15 protein-coding genes are annotated in these 18,313 nt (G+C 38.3%); 4 read left to right on the forward strand and 11 right to left on the reverse strand.

What is annotated here, in order from left to right:
• A partial coding sequence (locus M472_RS39295; RefSeq protein WP_021071489.1) for an ATP-binding protein occupies positions 1–383 on the forward strand: 383 nt, incomplete at its 5' end.
• Here M472_RS39295 and M472_RS44650 read toward each other — a convergent pair.
• The 8 genes from M472_RS44650 to M472_RS39330 form a co-directional block, all read right to left on the reverse strand.
• A complete protein-coding gene (locus M472_RS44650) occupies positions 384–1,283 on the reverse strand; it encodes a hypothetical protein (protein ID WP_021071490.1) in 900 nt (299 codons plus the stop codon).
• A 177-nt stretch (positions 1,284–1,460) separates the two neighbouring features.
• On the reverse strand, positions 1,461–2,342 hold the full coding sequence (locus tag M472_RS39300; RefSeq protein WP_021071491.1) for a hypothetical protein: 882 nt from the start codon (positions 2,340–2,342) through the stop codon (positions 1,461–1,463).
• A gap of 224 nt (positions 2,343–2,566) precedes the next feature.
• Positions 2,567–3,628 (reverse strand): dihydrodipicolinate synthase family protein, encoded by a 1,062-nt coding sequence (locus M472_RS39305; RefSeq protein ID WP_021071492.1) that lies wholly within the window; start codon positions 3,626–3,628, stop codon positions 2,567–2,569.
• Positions 3,628–4,650: an NAD-dependent epimerase/dehydratase family protein gene (locus M472_RS39310; protein ID WP_021071493.1), complete on the reverse strand. Its 1,023-nt coding sequence runs from the start codon at positions 4,648–4,650 to the stop codon at positions 3,628–3,630. The genes M472_RS39305 and M472_RS39310 overlap by 1 nt, the downstream gene beginning before the upstream one ends.
• A gap of 1 nt (position 4,651) precedes the next feature.
• The gene (locus tag M472_RS39315) at positions 4,652–5,854 is read right to left on the reverse strand and encodes an Nramp family divalent metal transporter (protein ID WP_021071494.1); all 1,203 of its coding nucleotides are present in this window, start codon (positions 5,852–5,854) and stop codon (positions 4,652–4,654) included.
• Between the two features lie 5 nt (positions 5,855–5,859).
• Entirely contained in the window at positions 5,860–7,407 is a 1,548-nt protein-coding gene (locus M472_RS39320; protein ID WP_022829418.1) for a PQQ-dependent sugar dehydrogenase, read from the reverse strand.
• Between the two features lie 269 nt (positions 7,408–7,676).
• On the reverse strand, positions 7,677–8,744 hold the full coding sequence (locus M472_RS39325) for a substrate-binding domain-containing protein (protein ID WP_021071496.1): 1,068 nt from the start codon (positions 8,742–8,744) through the stop codon (positions 7,677–7,679).
• An 81-nt stretch (positions 8,745–8,825) separates the two neighbouring features.
• The gene (locus M472_RS39330; protein WP_021071497.1) at positions 8,826–10,118 is read right to left on the reverse strand and encodes a dicarboxylate/amino acid:cation symporter; all 1,293 of its coding nucleotides are present in this window, start codon (positions 10,116–10,118) and stop codon (positions 8,826–8,828) included.
• A gap of 322 nt (positions 10,119–10,440) precedes the next feature.
• On the opposite strand from M472_RS39330, the gene M472_RS39335 reads away from it, so the two are divergent.
• From M472_RS39335 to M472_RS39345, 3 genes are all read left to right on the forward strand, one after another.
• Positions 10,441–11,511, forward strand: coding sequence for an NADH:flavin oxidoreductase/NADH oxidase (locus tag M472_RS39335; RefSeq protein ID WP_022829419.1), 1,071 nt, complete (start codon positions 10,441–10,443; stop codon positions 11,509–11,511).
• 94 nt (positions 11,512–11,605) lie between these two features.
• Positions 11,606–14,371: a UvrD-helicase domain-containing protein gene (locus M472_RS39340; RefSeq protein ID WP_021071499.1), complete on the forward strand. Its 2,766-nt coding sequence runs from the start codon at positions 11,606–11,608 to the stop codon at positions 14,369–14,371.
• 124 nt (positions 14,372–14,495) lie between these two features.
• The gene (locus tag M472_RS39345) at positions 14,496–15,464 is read left to right on the forward strand and encodes a Na/Pi cotransporter family protein (protein ID WP_021071500.1); all 969 of its coding nucleotides are present in this window, start codon (positions 14,496–14,498) and stop codon (positions 15,462–15,464) included.
• A 35-nt stretch (positions 15,465–15,499) separates the two neighbouring features.
• On the opposite strand, the gene M472_RS39350 is transcribed toward M472_RS39345, so the two are convergent.
• The 3 genes from M472_RS39350 to M472_RS39360 are packed head-to-tail and all read right to left on the reverse strand — an operon-like array spanning position 15,500 to position 18,311.
• Positions 15,500–16,741, reverse strand: coding sequence for a Calx-beta domain-containing protein (locus tag M472_RS39350; protein ID WP_144062760.1), 1,242 nt, complete (start codon positions 16,739–16,741; stop codon positions 15,500–15,502).
• 9 nt (positions 16,742–16,750) lie between these two features.
• The gene (locus M472_RS39355; protein ID WP_144062761.1) at positions 16,751–16,945 is read right to left on the reverse strand and encodes a hypothetical protein; all 195 of its coding nucleotides are present in this window, start codon (positions 16,943–16,945) and stop codon (positions 16,751–16,753) included.
• A 1-nt stretch (position 16,946) separates the two neighbouring features.
• Positions 16,947–18,311: a RagB/SusD family nutrient uptake outer membrane protein gene (locus M472_RS39360; RefSeq protein ID WP_021071503.1), complete on the reverse strand. Its 1,365-nt coding sequence runs from the start codon at positions 18,309–18,311 to the stop codon at positions 16,947–16,949.
• Between the last annotated feature and the right edge of the window lie 2 nt (positions 18,312–18,313).

Here is an 18,313-nt window from a genome sequence, read left to right on the forward strand (position 1 = left end):
GACACCAGGCCTGTCTCACTGGAATAAAAACACTCTACACAGTAACTGCCCGGATCATCAAGAGACTGAAACTGAGCAAGGTTGACGGTACATATCTCAAGGAGCTGGAAAAACTGACCAAGTCGGAACTTTTGATACTCGATGACTTCGGACTGCAGGCCTTCGATAACCAGGATCGGGAAACATTGATGGATATCATAGACGATAGGCATGGCAAAAGATCCACCATAATATCTTCCCAGATACCGGTATCAGCCTGGTATGAAATCATCGGCGGTGAAGGGACTATCGCTGACGCAATACTGGACAGGATCGTAAACTCCTCGCATAGGATAGACCTGAAAGGTGAATCCTTAAGAAAAGGAATATTGAAAAAGGAATAATCACAGCTTTTTTATATAATTGTATGATCTTTTGAGTGGCACGGTTTGACCGAAATCACTGGCATCAACACTCCGAAATACCCAACTTTCTACAAGAGGAATAATAATTGCCTGTACATAGTCTGGAACGTACACAATCCTGTGCCTGCCACTTTTGTTTTCTTTAGCTGACAAATGGATTTCAGTAAAATTGTTATGGAAATGTGCTTTTGTAAGCATTCTTACCTCCTGATGTGGCCTTAAAAGACAGCCATAACTGATTAGACAGCACAAGTGTAAGTTTGGATGATGTTCCTTTAAAAAAGCTAATACTGGGTTTAATTGGTCATCGGAATAGATTTTATGCAGATTAGGTTTTGATTTTAGCTTATCTGTAGACTTGACTGATGGAACGGTTATTTCAAAATCCTTAGCCACTTGGGAAAATAATACCCCCAAATCCCGTCTTTTGTTCATGTAATAGGTGCCAGAACTATTAAACTGTAGCAGAAATTCTTGGATTCTTTGCCGTTTTATGAGATTTACAACCGATTTCCTCTCTTTATCAGACAAAAAATCAATAAACGATTCATATATATAACGGAGGTTTCTTATATAGTTATGATTCAGGTTTAAAGATTCTTTTTTCTCAAGGGCTTTTTTAAGTACGTATTCAGTAGTGAGATTAATCTCCTTTTCCTCTAACGGATAAAAGCCTGAATCTATAGCTTTCCTAAAGTCATACTCTAGTTGATTCAACAAAGAAGTTCTCTTTCTATAAGTGGAAGCTAGGTTCGGCTTAATGGGGGAGTTTATTTTGTTGCCATTGTACTCTTTTATCCATTTTCCGTTAATCTTGATATTTATATATCCCCTACTAGATAAATTTTTAGGATTATATATTTTTATTTCAAAGGACATTTTTTACTCATTTTTTACCTCATGAATAAAAAACAATACTTAACTGACTGATAATTAATAGCTCAGTCGGTTAGAGTAGAAGACTCATAATCTTTTGGTCCCTGGTTCGAGCCCAGGTGGGCGCACAAAAAACCCTTAATCTTAACAGGTTAAGGGTTTTTCATTTGAGCTTGCTGCCTATTTAACTTCCTGTATTTCGACTCCGCTCTCTCTTAGCTCCTGCTTGATTGCATTCCTATAGTTTGATATTACATTAGGATTATCCGGTGCCAACTCATAAGCTTTCTTAAAATAATAGATACTAGGATTGTGATCTCCCAAATCAACAGGTAAATATCTCCGAGCTGCGCCCGCATTGAGGTACCCCAAGTAGCCATTTGGGTAAAGTGTTATAGCTTGTTCAAAATAAACTATAGCTTTCCCATATAACTTCTGATTATAAAATGAGAGACCGACGTTATTAAAGGCTGCTTCACGATAACTTTCATCAACTGTTGCCAAAAAACAAAATATAGCATTAGCATGCTTATACTCTTCTTGTCTAAAAAAGGCCTTCGCTCTTTCAAAGAGTTCATCAAACTCGTCTCTAGTTATTCTTTCCTTGTCATACAGTTCTAAAAGATCCATTGCTTCACGTGTGCTCTCACTGTCGAAGAAATCGAATGCTTGATACTTCATAAAATTAGGATCTAATTTACTTCCGTCCTTTAAACAGCTTAATCTTTTATAGAACATCTGAAGCAGAAAAGTGTAATGATAGGAAGTTCCTGTTCTGACCGTGCCATCTCCCATAATCTGATAGCATGGTAAAGGATATTCTTCTGCCTTCTTTGTTATCGGGTAGTATATAGGCGTCGAGTCTATAAGAGCATATTTATCGTACAACGCTGCATATTGGCTTGGTTTGTTCGTAAAGTGATTTTGAAAATCCTGATAGTAGTTAAAATAAGGCGCATGTGACTGATTTTTTACATTCAATAAAGGTAAGGACACTTGAGCGCTGATGTGTTGATATAAAGCTGATACTATAGCTAAAACTAGAACTGCAATTGTTTTCATTTCTTTTTTTAACACTAAAATAAGATCGAATTAACAAACTTTAGATAAAAAAGAACGATATCCTACAAATCGCTACTATTAATTTACGATTCGTTAATGTTATGAATGTACTCGCTTCAAAAAAAACACGCACTTCTAACAGGTTATTGCCACTAGAAATGCGTGCTCGTTTATCCTTTTTTTTGCCAACCATACGGAGACAAAAATAGATGTATTGTGTTTAGTTAATTGTTTTGCTTTAAGAAGTCAGCCACAAACCCATCATCGTTCAACAAGGGGTAATCGTATTGTATACGCGTTAATTCTTCGCTCTGCCCCTCAGAAAGGGTCTCATCGGGATTCAGGCACCAAATACCTTTCATAAGGCCTTGACGGTGCAATACCTCGTGTATACCAGGTATACAACCATGAAAGTCATGTGCAACATCAAATAAGGCCGCATTAGCGTCCGTTGTCTGATTATTTAACACTTGTAGATGTGTCCATTTTTCATAGGTCGGATTGGCTTTGAAATCCTTAACTAATTTAAGTAATTCTACAGCCTTGCTAGTCCAAACTGCCCAATGCCCTAAGAGGCCTCCTTTGAACTCGACAGTCCGTTCCTGGCCGTTCACATTAAATCTATAGATTGACATTAGGTCAGCTACAATATTATCGTCATTTCCAGTATATAGAGCGATATCATTACGCCTAGGCGAATTTGCGATAGCACGTACTACATCAAGTGTTTGATAACGATTAAAGGATGCACATTTAATCGCTATTACGTTATCTATATTTACAAACTTGGCCCAAAAATCATAGGAGAATACTCGGCCACCCACGGATGGTTGTAGGTAAAAGCCAAATACTGGAATGACCTGTGATACCGCTTCTGTCCGTTTTAATATTTGTTCCTCTGTTAAATTCTGAAGTCCGCCCATGCTTAACAATCCCATGTCGTACCCGTATTCTACGGCTAATCTGGCTTCAGAAACGGCTTGCTCTGTAGAGCCCACTATCCCAGCAATCTTAATGAAAGGTCTATCAAGCTCACAGGAATCTACCACTTCGCTAGTGATTCTAAAGACATCTTCGAGTAAATTGTGCTCGGGCAATCGTATCTCAAATTGAGTAGAATGCACGCCAATAGCAATTCCGTCCGCCCCACTTGCAACGTAATATTTTGTCAATAGCCGTTGACCTTCTTCGTCAAGTTGTCGGTGCTCATCCAAACATAATGGATTTGCAGGGAATACCCCGCCTGCGAATAGCAATTCTTTTTTTGCGTTATCAAGTCTTTTCATTAAAATTTACCTTTCCTCTCTTGAAAATGTGTTTCCTTTCCAAATTCACTACCGTCGTTCAATATCCACCGTACGGTAATATCTATAATCTCTAAAATTCCTACCTTAGGAAATCCGAACAAACGGTGGCAAGCTGCCGCGTTGTTCAGTAGCGCCGTGTTTTCAGGCTCATTAACAAACGAAACCTCTTTCCCTAGTCCTTGAGCCAGCTTCTCTGCCAACCATTTGATAGAAAGAATTTCAGGACCTGTAACGTTTAAAACCCTTGCAGGCGCTTCTGTATGTAAAAGACTACGTATAGCTATTTCATTGGCATCGTGTTGCCAGATTACATTGACATTATTACTTGTGAGATCGATAGGTTGCTCATTATAAACCTGCTTTGCTATTTCTCTAATTACACCGTACCTGAAGTCCACTGCATAGTTGAGACGGTAAAGTAATGTTGGCGTATTGTTGAGTTTACTGAAATACGTAAAAATTCGTTCCCTACCTAGCGTGCTTTGTGCATACTCTCCTATTGGTTCAGGTGTGATCTCTTCATCCACACCAGCCGAAGTCACTGGAACAAATGGCAGAACGTTGCCGGAAGAAAGTGCAACAATTCTAGAATTTTTGAATTTATCAGCAACTCGACCTGGTAAATAGGTGTTCATAGCCCAGGTAAAATCTTCTTTTCCTACAGCACCAAACTTAAATCCAGCCAAATATATAACATTCTTTACCTCTGGCAATTGTTGCAAAGCCGCATCATCTAATAGGTCACAGGCGATTGTCTCGACACCTATACTTTCCAGATATTGTCTTCCCGTTTTATCCGAAAACCGAGATACGCCGTATACCTTGCGTGGTAAGCCAAGCTCATTTAATCCATCGATAAGCAATTTGGCCATACTTGGCCCCATTTTTCCACCGATTCCCAAAAAAACAAAATCACCATCAATATTTTTCAAATCTGCTAAAAAGTCCGCAGATGGCCTGGTGTATTTTTTTTCTAAATCTATTAAAATTTGATTCTCCATATTACTTTAAAAACATATCATAAACGTTACTAACCATTAAAATCAATATTACAAACAAACCAAGAGCACCTCCAATTTTGTAGAAGGTGTTGTTGACCTGCTCTCCCATAATTTTCTTACTATTGGCAATCGCATAAATAGAGATACCTATAAAAGGCACCAAGAATATAGTGATACTTTGAGCGATCACTATCAGTTCTAGGGGTAACTTTCCAAACAAAACAGCTACAATAGAACCTAGTATCATTACTACTGAGATCAAGAATTTGACCTTCACGCTACTCAGACTGCTTCCAAACCCTAGCGCATCACCGAGCAGTGCACCTCCAACAGTTGCATTGCCGATTAAAGAAGAAAAAGCAGCACCAAACAAACCAACAAAGAACAACGAGCTAGCATGTCTGCCAAATAATGGTTCCAACGCTTTTCCCATCTCTGCTGCACTGCCAACATGAATTCCTTTCGGAAATAAAACAGCCGCTGCACAAATCATCACAGACATACTCATAAAACCGAGTATTCCTACCCCTACAAAACCTCCGCGTTCCGATTTTTTTATATCCACTGGTTCGGCTGTCATTTTTTTCCTTTCTTGGATTAGATAACTTTGGTAAAAAGCGCCAACTAACGAAAAGCAAGACGCCGTAAAAGCAATAACCAACCCTAAAGATCCTTCCGGTATACTTGGGACAAGCCCTTTAGCAAATTCTCCAAAATCGATATCCGCTAGAAACAATGTCGCAACAAAACATGCCAACATAAGCAGCACCAATGCTATCATCAATTTTTCCATTACTTTATAAAAAGACGGAAAAAAAAGAAGACATATGCCCAATACGGTAAATGTAATCACCCATATGTACGGAGCTGTTCCTGTCGCTTCACCAATAGCGATACCTACTCCGATACTGTTCCCAGCCTGAAAAGATGTGGCCACTAGAAAGACTCCAATGCCTATAGCTATACCAATCGGTTTGCTGAAATAAGTCTTGATTAATGTCAGTAGACTTTTTTCTTGTGAAGCACCAATACGAGATCCCATCGCTGTATATATTCCCATAAAGAATAGTGCTACAAAAACAATCCACATCAACGAATAGGAATAGTCGGCGCCCATTTTTGATGTTATAGTCATCTTACTTGGCCCAAAAACCAGTGCCGCCGTTATAATCCCCGGTCCTAATACATTTAGTAACTTTTTCATATGGTTTAATATTTTTGGTTTCTTAAGTCATTCACTACTTTAGTGTCAATGGTTAGTTTGTTATTGGAAAGTTTTGTTCGGATATAATTAGCTATATCTGTTATTTCATTATCTGTTAAAAAAGAAAAAGAAGGCATGGGTAGATCGTAGACTTGTTTCTCATTTTCAGAACTAGGGGTTATCCCAGAGAGCATTGTAGAAATAAATCTTTTGTCATCACTAACCACACTCGAGTTTATCAACGACGGAAAGCTACCAGTTGTCCCCTTTCCGTCTTCTTTATGACAGGAAGCGCAATAGGATTGATATAAGACTTTTGCATCTTTTTTCTGATCTGTAAGCTCAGCTTCTTTACTGATAAACTCCTTTGGAATATAGTCTATCCTTGATAGCTTCAATATTCTGTCATCTGTCTCTAGAGGAAATTTAGTTTGAGGCTTCCAATCTCTATTACTTGTTGCGATATAGATATTGCCCTTATTGTCGACAGTTATCGCCCGAATTCGTCCATATTTATCTTTTAGAAAGACATCCTCTTTCTGAATTTTATTCTGTCCATTATTGAGCTTTAGTATTCTCAACGATTGATCTTTGAGTGTACCCAATAACAAACTATTTGTCCATTCTGGTATCTGTGTAAAGCTATAGTATTTTAGAGCAGCAGGTGCGATGACAGGCGTCCATGATCTTATAGGCTCCGTTCTCGGACTCTTACTTGCTATGGCTATCTCTTCTGGTGTATCGTGATATCCTTCGATCTGTATCCAGCCATAATTATGCAACGGACGTATCCAATTAACCTCATCTTCGATTGCATCCCCATGTTCAGATGTCAATAAGTTACCATTGGCTGTAAAGGTCATTCCTTGCATATTACGGAACCCCCAAGCGTAGACATAGGATCCTTTGATTGGATTGTCCTTAGGGATACTTCCATCTTCATTTATCCGAAGGATTTTTCCATTCAGTGTGGTCGAATCTTGAGCATGTGTCAGCGAATGTATATCTCCTGTAGCCCAATATAGTATGCGATTGGAATCAAATGAAAGCCTAGATCCATTATGCCCCGTGCCTCCATCAATCTTAAGAAGAAGTTTACTTGAAATGACCTTCCCCTCTTTCAGTTCTAATCGTGTTAATTCACTAAAAAGAGAATCTTGCTCCTTAGTCGTATAGCATATGTACAGATACGGTTTGGTCCTAAAATCAGGATGGATTGCCATCCCTAGCAAGCCTAATGTTCTTTGATGGTATACATTAGGAACCTTATAAAGACTTTTAACCTGATTAGTTGCTAAATCTAATTCTGCGATTTCACCTTTTATCTGTGTAAAAAAAATGGAATTTGTGACGGGATTGTATTGCATATCCCACGGGACATCGAGACTGTCTGCGATTTCTGTAACAGCTAGATAAGTTTGATCAGAGATCTTAATATGATCTACCAATTTTTCTGTTGCAGTTTGTTTACAAGAATAAAAAAACACGACACAAACAACAAATAGGAAATGGAATGTCGCTTTAACAAGTGAGTGAATCAATCTAATATTCATAGGTTCTGAGCTCTCCTTCTATTTAGAATCTAACACTAAGCACTCATAGAGAGATAAAGTCTCCATAGAATAGTAATTTTTCAACAAATAAATCGGTAACGTTAACGAGTTGCCGGTAAAAAAAAAGAACACAAGCAATAACCGACTGATAATCAATTTACTTATATAAAAGGAAAACACTTTTTGAGCCATACTCTAGATTTTAGGATTTATATATTGGATAACAGAAGTTAAATATAAGAAAAGAACACAAAACATCCAATTTATTTTTAGTTTTCATAGAACAAATAATTTTCAATTGTGAGGATATCAATCGGCATAGGCTTAAAATCACCTTTTTCCTCCTTTAGCAAAAAATGTCTGTAAAGATAATTAAGAGCAAGATACCCCTGCTTGTCTGGTCTTTGGCATATTAGAAAATCTACCATCCCATTGGCAAGGAACTCGACATTCTCCGTTAAGAAATCGAACCCAATAATATGTGGTTTTTTTATATGTTTGAACTCGTTGAAAAATCGCCCTACTACCGAGACTCGAGAATTCGTAACAAATATCAAATCCGGATCAAATTCACCAACGTGTCTCAGTAGATCAATAGCTATTTCGTCATAATTATTAGAAGGGATATCAATATTTACGATTTCAAACTCTCTATTGAGTTTATCAAGATAATTCGTGTAACCATCAATCTTTGTGTTTAGGTATGCGTAATTTTGCAATCCTCTTGCAATATTTAGAATAAGTAGTTTTGACTTGGCAGGGACCAGGTATGAGGTGAGGTTAGCCGCCAATCGACCTGTACTATTGAGATCAGGCCCTATGTATCCCAACGAAGAGCACCCTTTGATATCTGAGTTCACAAATATAGTTTCAATCTTTCGCTTTTTACATTCCTCTACAAAACTTGTCGTTTCTGAAATAAAAATCGGAGCTATGACTACGGCATTAAAATTTCGAGATAATACATTCTCTGAGGTCTTGATAAATGTACGAACATCCTCCTGATCGTATAAAAATATATCGATGCTTATTCCAAAAGTACTAAATTCCTCTATCCCCTGCTTGATTCCTTTGAGACAAAGGTCCCAGTAACCAGTCTGTGAAGATGTCTTTGGGATTAATACGGCAAAGCTTAAATTGTTTTTAACGGAAAGGGCTCTGGCATAAAGATTAGGTTGATAATTATGCTCCTTGATAATTGCCTGAACCTTAGCTCTTGTTTTGTCCGAAACATCTTTTCTATTATTCAGGACCCTGTCCACAGTAGCAATGGATACATTAGCCATTTTAGCAATCTCTTTGATCCCAATTTTCTTGTTTTCAGTTTTTTTGTCCATAGTTTTTGAAATAATATTGCCCCTCAAAGATAACGTTCAAAATTTACAACTTAGGCGTAATCACACTGCAAAATAACATATTTAATTATTCAATACCTCATCTAACTGGGGTTTGTCAAGCTGATCTTCCCATTTCGCTACCACGATGGTCGCTACAGCATTTCCAACAAAATTAGTTAGCGCTCTACATTCGGACATAAATTTGTCCACCCCTAGTATTAAGGTCATACCAGCGATAGGCACTTCGGGGACTACAGCCAATGTAGCCGCTAGTGTTATAAAACCTGCTCCCGAAACACCAGCTGCTCCCTTTGAACTCAACATAGCTACTAACAGTAAAACAGCTTGCTGTCCAAAGTCTAAATCTATATCGCATGCTTGAGCAATAAAAAGAGCTGCTAATGTCATGTAGATATTGGTTCCATCCAGATTAAATGAATAACCTGTCGGGACCACTAGTCCTACCACAGACTTAGAACAGCCAGCATTCTCCATTTTTTGCATTAATGAAGGCAGTGCTGATTCGGATGAACTCGTAGCCAATACAAGTAGTAATTCGTCTTTTAGATACTTCAGCAACTTGAAAATTGAAAAACCGTTATACTTTGCAACAGCCCCTAATACTAGACAGACGAACAAAGCGGAAGTAAAATAGAAGGTGAGAACTAGCACGATGAGATTACTCATAGATGCTATTCCATACATCCCAATAGTAAATGCCATAGCACCCAATGCTCCCAATGGCGCAAGCTTCATTAGCATACTCACGACTTTAAATATAGGGTGTGCAAGCGCTTGTAGAAAATCCAGAACAGGTTTGCTCTTGTCTAAGGTCAACGATAAACCAATACCAAACAGTACAGCTGTAAAAAGCACTTGAAGTATGTTCGTCCCTGTTAAAGGACTAACGAGCGTACTCGGGATAATATCAAGTACAAAATTCAAAAGACTGGAGTGTTTCGCATCCTTTACATATTCAGAAACTGCACTATAGTCCAACGTAGCTGGATCAATATGCAATCCGTGTCCCGGCTTGATAAGGTTGCTAACAATTAAACCTATTATCAAGGCTAAGGTAGAAAAAGTCAAAAAGTAGGCAAAGGATTTGCCCGCTACTCGCCCAATTTTCTTCATATCACTCATCGAAGCGATTCCTGTAGATACTGTAATGAAGATTACGGGTGCTATGATCATCTTTATCAGCTGAATAAAACCATCTCCTAGAGGTTTCATCATTATTCCAACTTTGGGATAGTAGTGACCGAGCAATACGCCAATAATAATAGCAAACAAGACCTGCACGTATAATAATTGGTAAAATTTAGGTCTCTTACGATTGTAACTTGCGTAAGCATCATTCTCTTCAATAATCATGTTTTCTTATAGTTTTACACACACTTCCCTTAACTGAGGCAAGTAATTTCCGATGACTCTTTGTAAACGTTACCGAATTGTTCCATAAAATATAGACTAAAAAAACCTTCGCTCGCTAAAACTTTGGATTTAAAGTATATAATCAGTTGTTAGTATAGCTCCATTGGCATTTCACCAATATGCTTTTATCTTTTCACTTTGGTCTCGTAATTCAGGAACAAATCAAATAAAATTAAATTGTAAAACCAAATTATTATTATAAAGTGCCATATTCTAATCGCTAAACTTTCATGTGAAGCCGAAATATCTTATTTTTATAGCTATGAGCATTCTCTTCTCCCCATTAGTTTTAAAACACCAGACATTGTCAAACAGAATAGTTGTTTCACCAATGTGTCAGTATTCCGCCATAGATGGCTTCGCGAATAATTGGCATTTAGTGCACATAGGACAATTTGCTGCTGGTAAAGCTGCTTTAGTGATTCAAGAAGCTACCGCCATAACTCCAGAGGGACGAATAACATATGGAGACCTAGGTCTATGGAAAGACGAACAGATGTCCGCTCTTCAAGATATTGTTAATTTTGTTCACGATCAGGGAGGACTTATTGGAATCCAACTAGCCCATGCTGGCCGAAAAGCCTCCACAGACAAACCCTGGATTAGCCGTGCTCAAATTGCCCCAGAAAAGGCCAATGGATGGCAGACTGTAGCTCCCTCTCCCATTCCCTATTACCCAGAGGAAAGGCCCCCGCTTATGTTGAGCGTATCCCAAATTCAAGAGTTAGTGCAAGCATTTCGATCTGCCGCTGTTCGCGCGGTTGAAATCGGCTATGATGTAATCGAGCTGCATGCCGCTCACGGTTATCTTATCCATCAGTTTCTATCCCCCTTAACCAATCAACGGACAGACGAGTATGGTGGTTCTTTTGAAAATAGAACTCGTTTCTTACTTGAAATCGTAAGTGCCATAAAGCCTGTGGTGGAGAATCGTTCGCTATGGATACGTATCTCTGCTACCGACTGGGCCGATGGAGGTTGGGGGATACTGGAATCCATAAAACTTGTTGATATAGTTAAAACCATGGGCGTCGAAGTAGTGGATGTCTCTTCGGGTGGAGCTGTTAGACACCAGGAAATTATAGTTAAGGAGAATTATCAAGTTCCATTTGCGCATCGGATCAAAGAAGAAACAGGACTTTTAACAGGGACTGTAGGTATGATAAAAAGAGCTGTACAGGCAGAAGCTATTATTGAACAAAAGAAAGCAGATATTGTCTTGATTGGAAGGGGATTTTTACAGAACCCTCATCTTGTACTTCAATTTGCAGATGATCTACGTGTAGATATTCCTTGGCTACCTCAATATGTCCGCGGGAAAGAAACGCTATAACCGTAATGTAACCTATATTTTAGTTTTCCACAGTTGAATGTAAACAGCCACTAAGTTTAGCGAAACTTGTATCTTCGGCGCACACATCGTTTTCATGGTGACATTTTCAGGAACTCTAACAGCAATTTGCATTTTACTTGCCGCTCTGGTAATACGTTACAATTACATAAGGAATAGGCAACAACGTACGCAAGAAGCACTGTCAGCTACGGTATATAATCGCTTTCTTATTCAATATAAGGAACAGATAAATCACATCATTCTAACCGTGATTCCGTTTGCAAATGATTATTGTTCATTTACGGAATTGAGCCACAAATTACAACTTATTAAACAACTCCTACCCAAAGAGGCAATCCCACAGGGATACGCCTCGACAGCTCATCTGCACCAAGCTTATCTTGACATTCTTTATTTTTGCAATAACAGCGATTCTCTTCGAGAAGTACATAATAAAGCATATTTAGATCGACAAAAGTTAAGATTACAGCAATACTTTGCTACCAGTTTATCACATCCCTTAGATCACCAACAGGTTGATGCTATCCTCACGGACGACGATAATACACTCCTTATTGCTGGAGCTGGTTGTGGTAAGACCACGACGGTACAAGGCAAAGTACATTACCTTTTGGACAAGAAGTTGGCTGAACCAAAGGAGATATTATTGCTCTCTTTTGCGAAGAAGAATGTTGAAGACTTGAGAGCGCGTGTGGGGCAGCTCGGTGTCACTTGTAAAACATTTCATAGTTTGGCTTATCACATACTGAAAGGCAGTGGAAAAGAAGCGCAGGTAATCGCTCCGCAAGAAGTAGAAGAACTTGTGATGAACATTCACCAGAATCTAACAAAAGATCAAAATTACCTCGCCTCATTTAATGATTTTGTTCTCCATGGTTTGCGCCCCATCAGAAGTGAAAATGACTTTTCAACTTTTGCTGATTATATTCAGTTTCTAAAAGACAGCGACTTTGAGTCGATCAAAGATCAACTGAATAAGCGCAAATATTTCATAGATGGCAGACCAGCACTTATTACAACCAATGTGATCAAAAATCCTGAGCATTGCTATATCGCCAATTTTTTGTTTATACATGACGTCCCCTACTCTTACGAACTGCCTTACCCCTATTTAGAAGAAATAAAAAAAGACGAGGCTTACAATAAACATAAGAAAAACTATAGGCCTACCTTCACGATATATCTAAATGGGTATGACGAGCACAGTATCAACTTTTGCCCTACCCCAAAGGACTATACAATCTTTCTCGACCACAGCGCTATATTGAATATGCAGGGAGCTCCTCGTTTTTTTGAATGCACCAATAATCCTAACAAAACAGAAATCTATCAGGATTTGGTAAGTTGGAAACAAGAACTACACCAAGGAGCACATACCAGATACATACAGTCTTATAGCTTCGAATTTAAGAATCAGACAATCGAGGAAAATCTAATTGCCAATCTTCAGCATCATGGTATCCGTTTATCTCGCAAACCCAATGTTGAAGTCTATAAAATATTGGAAGAAGTCTACGGCAAGGAAATCGATGCTGCGCTCCACTTAGTATTAACTTTTATCAATCTTTTTAAATCCAACCGTAAAAAATTGAAAGAGATTATCTCGACCAACACGCTGCTCTTCAAAAACGCTCCCGAGCTAATCGATCGAAATAACGCTCTCTTGGCTATTATTTCCAGTGTTTACAAAGGTTATCAAGAGGCGTTGTCTGTATCAAAAAAAATGGATTTCAACGACATGATTAATGAGGCTGAGATGGTTACCTCACAAAAACTTTTTCAACATTCGTTTCGTTATATTATCGTTGACGAATTCCAGGACATTTCGGTAAACAGACTCAAACTATTACAAGTATTGAAAACCCAAAAGTATTATAAGCTCTTTGCTGTAGGAGATGATTGGCAATCCATATATCGTTTTTCTGGCAGTGATTTAACATTATTCAGTCAGTTCTCGGATTTCTTTGGTCACACCATAATTAGGAAGATAGAAACAACCTATCGTTTTGCAGATCCTTTGCTCAGTATCTCTTCTCATTTTATTCTTAAAAACCCTAATCAAATAAAGAAATCGCTTAGAAAGCTAACTCAATCCAAAACAAAGCTTTTGATTGAGTATAGTAAAGAAGACAAGCAAAGTATTAACCAAAATTTGTTAGGGATCCTGTTGAAACTGTATATAGAATATGGTGAATCGTTAGCTGAAAAGTCAATCCTTCTTTTAGGGCGATATCAGCATGATATAAGCCGAATCGCGAGTACGTCTGAATTGGTTATAAAACGAAAAGAATCTTGTATTCAGGTAGACACCTTATTGCGTGATATCACTATAGACAACAAGGGGGATACTAGACGCAACAATCAGTTTCGATTTAAAAGGGATATACCTTTTTACACCGTTCATAGATCTAAGGGATTGGAGGCTGACATTGTTATCTTAATCAATTGTGAAAGTGGAAAGTATGGATTCCCCCTAGAAGTAAGTGATGATCCTCTTTTACACCTGCTTTTGTCTGGAGACGATAATTACCCCAACGGCGAAGAGCGTCGAACTTTCTACGTAGCAATGACTCGAGCGCGAGAAAAATGTTATTTTCTCGTGAATAAAAACAAACAATCTAAGTTTCTAAGGGAGTTGTTTATTGACTATAGGAAGACCTCCTCTGTTTCTGATGAATGTCCTCGTTGTAACGGTGAACTTCGGTATATAAAAAATGTATTGGGCAAAGCAGGGCTATCCCAAATGTTTGGCTGTGCCAACTTTAAATATGGTTGTGATTATGTAGATTTCAAACAGCAAAAAGTAGAAAGTTCAACTCGGTCCAATCGCGAATCTTAAGATAGAACAAGTCTTCTGCTACACACTCCCCTTATTGGTTTTATTAAGATATTTGTAGATATTCGCAGTTTAAAATCCTGCCTAGAGCGGCACTTAAGCATCCTATCTGAACAAAAGATTAAAAATGTACGAGAATTTCCAGACTATTATCATTATTATTGCTTCCATAGCCTTATTTGTTTTTGCCTTACAAAGTTTCAGCAAAGAGATCGATAATCTTGGAGCCGAACGATTGGCAAAATGGATGACAAAGATTACTAAACTCCCGCTTGGCGGATTCTTTATGGGTGGGATATTTACAGCCATCGTACAATCCAGTACCCTTGTCTCTTCTCTTACGGTATCCCTAGTCAATACGGGTATCATTACTTTTAGAGACAGTATAATGATCTTATTAGGAACCAATATCGGCACCACGTCCACAGCATGGATTGTTTCTATCAACTCAGATTTTATCGGTCCATTTTTCATAGTATTAGGTTCGTTGATGAGTATGTTTCCAGGACGGGTAGCAATCGCTGGAAAATCGGTATTTTTCTTTGGGTTTATATTTTTCTCCTTGGCTTTTATAGGCGATGCTATGGAACCTATAAAAAACAGTCCTTATCTTATAAGTGTACTGTCCAAGGCTTCCAACCCATTGTTAGGAATTGTATACGGCATTGTTATCACCATAATCATTCAGTCTAGCTCTGTAGTTGTTGGGCTGGTAATTGTGCTATTGACGCAAGGCACTATAGGTATCGATGCTGCTATCCCTATTGTAGTAGGAGCCAATATAGGTACGACATCGACAGCATTACTGATTAGCCTCAAATACTCCTCCATGGCTAAACTTGTAGCTTGGGCAGCTTCCGCTTTTAATATTATTGGCGTACTTATTATGTTTCCCTTCTTTGGGACATTACAAAATATTGCAGTTTCCTTCAGCAAGGTTCCGTCACTCCAGGTAGCGATGGCCTACACCCTCAGTAATACCTTTACCTCCGTGTTCTTTTTGCTGTTGATCGAACCGACCCTAAAATGGCTACAGCGTCACCCATGGTATAAGGCCGATTTTACAGAAGGCATTAAAAAAGCGGAGCCTCAATAGAGACTCCGCTTTTTGTTATACGTCCATAATATCTTTTACTTTACACGTTCAAAACGGTAGCGTAGTGGATAGAATTGCATAGCAGGAGTCATGCCCCAGTCTTTCACCATATCGTATGTCTCCAGTAAAAAGTCTATAGGTTCGTAATCCCGGACAGTGACATCTAAATATTCTTTTCCGTTTATAATCCTTAGATTTAAACCTATTTCGGCTTTTCTTTCCTCAATCTTTCTTGCGGAAAAAGGCACATTGGCCAGACCGTCGACTAGCATCATATTCACCCTAGGATAGCCAGGCTCTTCCGATAATACTTCGACAATCTCTCCCTTCTTTACCAACTTCGTATCTCGGAAATAATTTTTTATGTCACCGGTTAACGATACTGTCAGATTGTCATTTTCAAATTTTAAAACATCACTGCTTGAATTATTCTTTGGTAGAGTTGATGGGTCATCGCCCATGTTCACTGTATTGGTGACTGTATAGTCATAATTAGCAAAAGCTACATACCTCCAGTCGCCTGTAAGATTTTCGAAAGATGTTACATAAACCTGTACAGTACTTTCATCAAAGTTACCTACTTTATAATTTTTCGCAGGAGCTTTCACTCGCAGTACAATCTTTCCTTTATCCTTTTCTTCTTTCAGAAGCTTTAGTCGTACAGCCGCTTTATCTTTACCAACAGGAATTGTAATTCGTTTGCCATTTGGAAAACTAAAGTGCTCCCCTTCGATAGCTGTAGATTGTTCGGTATCTACTTCAACTTCAAGCATCACTGGAATCTCTGATTTGAATGTCTCGGATATCCTACTTAATTTCACAAATACGTCTGCAATTTCAGTCATGTAGTACTTAGATGCTTCGAAAGAAAAGATAACAAGTTCTTCGTCTTCACCACCAATCTGCGCTTTTGATAGTGCTAAAGTGGCAAAATCTACGGGTAACAATTTAAAGCTCAGGACAGTTTCCTCCGATATTGCTTTCAAGAACTTGACCTGGACCTTTGCCTCCATGCTATTATCGAACTTAAAACTCTTATCTACAAGTTCGAAATCAACACCTTCTTTTAAATCTCCCGAAGTAGTAAACAAGACTTCCCCTGTAACTACACTGTTTGCCAAGATTGTTAGCTCCGCTTCATTGTTTTCATTTACACCATAAGTTTCATTCGTAAAACCTATTATAGTCATTAGCTTATAGTCTGTTTTCTTCGTACAGGCCACTGCGACGATTGAAAACAAAATCACTAAAATCGTTTTGAATTTATACCTCATCATGTGTATGTATTATAGTTTCTCGTATTCTGCCCGTTCTTCTTTTACTATCTCACGCTCCATATCGCTAAGTAAAACAGGCTTTGGCAAAATATACTCTCTGATTATACTATCGTTTTTCGGTGGTACTTCATCTAGCTTTTTACATGCGGCCAACATCACCACTCCTATTATAACCGCAATTATTATTTTTATCGATTTCATCATTCTATAGTTTATAACCCTCATTTTGAATTAAGCCCCTCACTACTTCAATATCTACCCTAGGTAATGGAAAGGTATACATATACTTCTCTGTGGTATACTTCAGACCGTTTTCAGCAGCCCAAAATATAGGGCGTCCATTCCTTTTTAATTCAAAAAAACGATCTCCCTCAGCGTAAAGTTCTTTACGACGTTCATTCAGTATCAATTGCAATAAAGGAGTTAAAGCTTTTCCTTCTGCATCCGTTAAAATATTTCCCAGTTCATTTACAGCAGGCAAATCATTCGCTGTAAGATTGACATACTGCAAAATTCTTTTACTTCTAAACAGATTAATCTCTGCCAATGCCAAATCATTTTTTCCTAGGTGTGCGTATGACTCAGCCAGTATTAACTGAAATTCGTCTGAACGTACTTTACTAACTAGAACTTTTTGGTTCAATCGCCTTTCGTCAAAAGATAGGACATAACGTATGTCTCTTTCCTTCTCAACAAATAGATCAACAAATTCTTTCGTGAGCGGTCTCGCTTGTATTACTAATTGATTAGAATTGAATTCTGCATCTGCATTTCCTGGAAACAGGTAAGATTTTAACAATACAGTGCCCACTTTTTCATTCTTACTTAGCATCATATCCATGTATGCCTTACCATCCAACAAAGGGTGTTTTTTTACGATTTCATTAGAGACACGGGCTGCATTATCCCAATCCTTAATCCAGAAATAAAATCGAGCTTGATACGCTTTCACCACATCTTCCGTGTAGCGGTATATTTCATCGGATACTTTGAAAGATAATGCTTTTTCAAAATCGTTAGCAATAAATGCAATACTCTGTCCATAGGTTGACCTAACAGGTCTCTCTTCCATATCAAAATCACGAACTATAGGTACTCCCAGTTGACTATCCGAATCGTAAGGTTCACAGTATTCTCGGAGCAGATGATAATAGGCAATAGCCCTGATAGCGTAAGCTGTCCCCATCACGTTGCGATCTTCAGGACTAGAAATCGATGGCATATTATTAATAATAATATTGGCATCACGTATCACGCTATACAATTTTTGATAGCGTCCTTGCTTATTGTTTATCATTGACCCTACATACTTGGGCAATGTAGCCCCACCTGCAGTAGTTAGCGCTACAGAAAAATTATCCGTAATCACCTCTATACTTAGTAAGTCACTAGAGTTATCTATCAAAGGACTAGATAGCCCATAGTCAACATCATTGAGGTGTGTATGTAACAAAGCTGAGAACTCTTCTGAAGTCTGAGGTACAGCTTTGCCATAGGTTTTTACATCAAGATACTTAGTACAACCGCCTAACATCCATGCTATAACAGCGACAAATAAAATCTTCTTCATAA

The organism is Sphingobacterium paucimobilis HER1398, assembly GCF_000416985.1.
GTDB lineage: Bacteria > Bacteroidota > Bacteroidia > Sphingobacteriales > Sphingobacteriaceae > Sphingobacterium > Sphingobacterium paucimobilis.